This window comes from Pedobacter sp. 10L46_2 (genome assembly GCF_056395165.1).
In genome coordinates this window covers 1-4,023 of sequence record NZ_JBFTIZ010000355.1, presented here as the reverse complement: position 1 = coordinate 4,023, position 4,023 = coordinate 1, and the positions used below count along the sequence as shown (strand labels likewise).

Below are 4,023 nucleotides of genomic sequence, written 5' to 3'. Positions count from 1 at the left end.
GGTCGAAATCGACTAAAAGATCAACATCACTATCCACATCAAGTTTCCCAGAAATAAACGAACCAAATATGCTCAAGCTCGAAACTCCATAAGATTTCAGCTTCTGGCTATTAGCCTTAAGTAATGATATTAATGTCCGTTTATTCTGAACTGCAGTTTGCATAACACAAAGATACTAAATAATGACAATCGTCATAAATGTAAGCCATTAATATCAAGTAGTCGCTATTTATTTCCAGGCCTAATTAACTCATTTTTTCGGGGGGTTTTTAGGATTTTTATGATCTCTCTTTTCAGTTCCTTACTCTCGTAATATTCAATACAATCCATTAAAATAGGCTTACGCCCTTCATAGTCATCAACTTGAGTTGGAGTAATTGAGTTCATCAGTTTCTTTGCCAATGAATCCAGTTTATGGGCGTGGTTAGTAGAGCCAAACTCATCACCTACTGCGTAGTATACAGCGAGACTGATGTCCTTAGAACCAACAACTTCCTCACCAAATGCAAAATAAATGCACGCCGCCAGGAAATACTGACGATAAACCTCTCTCATTTCTTTTGGTGAAGGTATCTTTTGTGAATAAGCTTGGCTTATGAAAAAAGAAATAAAAATCACAATAGCACAAGCTTTTACTTTCATAGTATAGTTTCCTTTTGAAATTACTTATGAATTAATTCCAAATATTTGTTCCGAACAAAATGCCAATCAATTTACGGTCTTGTCTATACTTATTAAAATCTGCCGGTACGCCTAAGTTGAGTTTAGTTCCATCACAATAGTATTGATGTTGATTAGTTGAGCTAAACTGGGCGTTTTGTATTTCTATAACTTCACTATCATTATATCGATAAAGTACTATACCGTTAATCGTGGGCTGACCCGACATTTGTGAATATTCGTCCTTAAGCCAGGCTATATTCTTTAATGGATCTTTTGTTCCACATACCGTTAATACTTCTTTTCCATCAAGCGTTGCCTTTTTTTTACAAGAAACGGCAGTTATTATTAATAATAAACAAATTAAGCTGGAGATTTTTTTCATATAACATCTTCATTTTATAATGATTACATAAATCTAATACAAATCCTAAACATCTGCATCAGTTATCATGACTTAAAATATGACTTCGGACAATCTATAATTAAATACTTTCGAGATTATTTTGTTTCCTATATTTACTTATTGACCCTAGTACATAAAAGCAATAAAGCAAAACTGCTAACGATATTATGAAAGTTGGCACAAGATATTTTAACGGGTAAGGACTTTTAGCAAGATCAGTGAAATAGCAAATTATACATATTAAAGACAACGGAGCTACAAAGCCGCTTAATCCGATTAGTCCAGCGGATATCATTTCTTTAGCTTTTAAATTTTCCATAATAATTTAGGTTGGTTTGCTAAAGATAGCGATTATTTAAAACGAGCATTTATAAACCATTGGCATCCTTGGGTCACTTCCAATAATCAATGGGAAATTTCCCGGGAAAGTACTTTTGGAATTCGCTTTTCATGTTGTAAGAAGCAAAATTATCATCCTGTATTTTACCCTCTTCTGTTACCAATACATACCGGGGGATTCCATTGAACCTGAATAGCTCTCTCAGCGCCAGATACTCGTCAGCCGTGATTCTATGCGTATTTAACATCAGATTCTTTTTGATATAATCGTCATAAAATGCAGCTCCTGTATTTTCGCTATCTGTTACATATACAAAATCAAAATCAGGATTGTCCTTATATTTCTTCCGGAACTCCAGGCTGCTCTCTATTCCGGCACGGCATGGTCCACAATTCTCCGCCCAAAAATCAACGATCAACACCTTTCCTTTTATTGGGTTAATGATTTTTTTGAATACGGCTGCTGCTGTGGTATTAGGTAAGTCGTAAGCTACATTTCCTATTTTATATTTGTCATACATTCGATCCATCTCTCTCAGCAGAAAGGGTTCTTGCACGGTTTTTAATAAATCAGTGGTTTCCTGGGCAAAACTTCTCTTTTTGTACTCGTAGAACTTAAAATCAGAAGTTAATGAGCGGAGTTTGGCGATGTCGTAAACCAAATTGACCTTTTTATTTTTACTGAGATAGGCCGAGTCTAGTTTCAAAAAGCCCTTGGTTTTCTGGTTTTGAAAAAGAATCTTCCGTTCGAACACGGGGGAAAACTCAAAGCGGTTTACAAACGTCGAAAAATCATTGGAAACTAACAGCAATTGATCATCCAAATCAATCTTACTTAAAAAATCGAAGTAGTTTTCAGGCATGGGCAACTTTAATATTTCATTGTCCGGCGCCTGTTTCTGGTAGTAGGTGCGCGACATTTCGTAATCGAACAAATAAACGGCATAAGTCAGATCAACCTGGTTGGCTACCAACTTCCTTACCCTCTCCGACGTCTGCTTTACCTCCATGGTACTGTCTACCTTTTCCCTGGTACTTTCCCAATTGCGAAGCTGAGCTTGCTTAGAGTCATTGGGCGTCTGTGTTTTCCGGTACTCATCTAAATTATTGTAGTCAGGGCGGGGTGGCTCAATGGCAGCTAACTGATCGTTGATCGCCTTATTGACGCCCAGGTATTCAGTGGTCTTATCACCTAGAATGATCCCGGTGGTAGTCCCTGGCTCGGCATAAAATTTTATGCTTTGATCATTAAAATGTATACTGGAAGACATGGGATGTATAGCCGGCAAGCCACACTCAAATCTTCCATCTTTGTAGATCCTTACTATAGTTGGTAAATCTTCCCTGGTAATGTTATTTCCATGGTAGATGATGCCACTGGAATATTTCGCGTTTTTATCATACCCTTTGATATAGCCAACGATTTTAATAGAATCGCGCAAGAAGAAGCCTTTTTGGATTGCTTTACGTTTTTTAAACGCCGTTTTTTCGGTCAGCCATTTCTGAACATACATCGGTACCGAAGCATCAGCTTTGGGTTGATCTGTGGTTTGTGCCTTGGTGATGAGCACGAGAAAGATGAGCGCGAGCAAGTTAAAATATTTCATGAGTTCGGTTAATTTTCAAATGAATATACCGAATAATCATTGCATTTCCACAGGCCGAACAGTATTGATAGGCTACAAATTGCCTAAATCTATATTTTAGCTATAATTTTTAGTGGCTGTTTTGAGATAAGTGAGCATCCAAACAAAAATCGCTACGATGGCTAAATCGTATAGTAAATTTAAAGATATAAAAGAGATCATGAAAGAACTTCCCTCTACCCCCTCGAAAGTCTTTTTTTGCAAATAAGGGAACAGAAAGCCTAATTCGACAAATGAGAAATGATTCCATAGTAATGGTAGTGCAGACATTAATGCGAAACACAAAACCCCAATTAAAAAATATTTCATACGTTTAAGTTAAAATGTCAATTTATGGGACTACAAGCGTTTTATAATTTAGTCATTTCACTTCGTGGTGATGAGAACACCCCAAGAATAACCCTCTATCAAATAATCTTTTTTTAAGGTATTTTTATCTATAATAAGTACACTCTGTAAATTTTCATTAGTAATGCCCGAAAGGCCTGCTTCATGATCTTTCAACAGTGGTTTACCATTCAAAATATAGAATATACTGCTTTCTTCGTCTGGACTTGGCACGTGCTTCAGATAATCATCAGATTTCGATTTCAAAGATGTCCAATATCTTTTCTTGACAAAAGAGATTGTTTCCATGTACACTAAACCATTCTCAGCCTCGGCTCCAAACCGATCTGTAGCGTTCTTACCTTTATAAACAGTAACCACAGCTATGGTATTCGGATCTACGCTATTCATCTCACCTCTAAACACCTGAACACTATCCAATATGAATACCGGATCATTTGTTGTCTCTACCAAAGTAAAAGATTCTTCAGATGGCACATAACAAGACATCACTAAATCAACACCTTCAATTGGTTGGTTTAAATAATATGCTTCGTCAATCGGATACATCGGCTTTTTGGATCTGTCAATCTTAACGAAAAAGGAAATAGTATCATTTGACAGATTCCAATAGTCTGAACAGCC

6 protein-coding genes are annotated in these 4,023 nt (G+C 36.6%); all 6 read right to left on the bottom strand.

Annotated elements, in window-relative coordinates:
- Positions 1 to 163 (bottom strand): nucleotidyltransferase family protein (locus AC1DDX_RS24740; protein ID WP_477622771.1); only part of this gene is annotated, 163 nt, incomplete at its 3' end.
- Positions 164 to 225: 62 nt separating this feature from the next.
- Complete coding sequence (locus AC1DDX_RS24735) at positions 226 to 642, bottom strand: hypothetical protein (protein WP_337716031.1); 417 nt, start codon at positions 640 to 642, stop codon at positions 226 to 228.
- Positions 643 to 673: 31 nt separating this feature from the next.
- On the bottom strand, positions 674 to 1,045 hold the full coding sequence (locus AC1DDX_RS24730) for a hypothetical protein (protein ID WP_172662701.1): 372 nt from the start codon (positions 1,043 to 1,045) through the stop codon (positions 674 to 676).
- Between the two features lie 413 nt (positions 1,046 to 1,458).
- Entirely contained in the window at positions 1,459 to 3,012 is a 1,554-nt protein-coding gene (locus tag AC1DDX_RS24725) for a TlpA family protein disulfide reductase (protein WP_477622770.1), read from the bottom strand.
- 96 nt (positions 3,013 to 3,108) lie between these two features.
- Positions 3,109 to 3,360 carry a hypothetical protein gene (locus AC1DDX_RS24720; RefSeq protein WP_172662699.1) on the bottom strand — a complete coding sequence of 84 codons (252 nt, stop codon included), beginning with the start codon at positions 3,358 to 3,360 and terminating at the stop codon, positions 3,109 to 3,111.
- 57 nt (positions 3,361 to 3,417) lie between these two features.
- Positions 3,418 to 4,023 (bottom strand): hypothetical protein (locus AC1DDX_RS24715; RefSeq protein WP_477622769.1); only part of this gene is annotated, 606 nt, incomplete at its 5' end.

Coding starts and splice junctions, on each gene's coding strand:
- AC1DDX_RS24735 (WP_337716031.1), bottom strand. CDS start 642: ATGAAAGTAAAAGCTTGTGCTATTGTGATTTTTATTTCTTTTTTCATA.
- AC1DDX_RS24730 (WP_172662701.1), bottom strand. CDS start 1,045: ATGAAAAAAATCTCCAGCTTAATTTGTTTATTATTAATAATAACTGCC.
- AC1DDX_RS24725 (WP_477622770.1), bottom strand. CDS start 3,012: ATGAAATATTTTAACTTGCTCGCGCTCATCTTTCTCGTGCTCATCACC.
- AC1DDX_RS24720 (WP_172662699.1), bottom strand. CDS start 3,360: ATGAAATATTTTTTAATTGGGGTTTTGTGTTTCGCATTAATGTCTGCA.